The following is a 584-nucleotide window of genomic DNA, read 5'->3' on the forward strand; positions in this document are numbered from 1 at the left end:
TGCGTTTCAAAACCCGCATCATTTAAAGCACTCTCAAAACTCACATTGTGCACACGGTCTCTGGTCGCACCATCATGGGGTAACACCATCAACGCCTTCTCATAACCGTTTTGACGCAACCAGCCTACATGCTCTGATAGCGGTTGTCCCTGTGCTTCGTAATAATTAAGCACTCTAATTTCTCGCCCCACAAACTGTGCTATCCATATCGCCGTGGCATCTGCCTTAGCACCCGTGCCCCCAATATCCCAAAAGGCGCGTATTTGCATTAAAGGATCACGAGCAACGCGCCCTATCCGCCCCTCCTGCTCGGCTGCCAACATTTCCTTTTGATAATAAGCGCCTTGAACCGCTGTAAGATAAGCCCCTTCCCAGATATGCTTATAGGTCTCTGGACGGTTTCTCAGATCATCAAGCCGCGCTTCATTCAAGATCTTCGGAAACTTCGGGTTGTCTGACCAGTTGATCTCAACACGTTTGATTGCCTCATTGTCTGAAAAGCGAAACCGCTTCTCAACGGGGGCATTCTCTCGCAACGGGTTCCATGTCACCCATAATTCTGCATTCCAATCTTTTCCTTCTTC

Annotated in this window: 1 pseudogene; it reads right to left on the minus strand. The window is 49.0% G+C overall.

The window, feature by feature from the left end:
• Positions 1 to 584 (minus strand): annotated as a pseudogene (locus ACFILA_RS09965) (PBSX family phage terminase large subunit); the annotation flags it as partial.

The sequence above is a fragment of the Bartonella sp. CL71SXKL genome (genome assembly GCF_042194935.1).
Lineage (GTDB): Bacteria > Pseudomonadota > Alphaproteobacteria > Rhizobiales > Rhizobiaceae > Bartonella.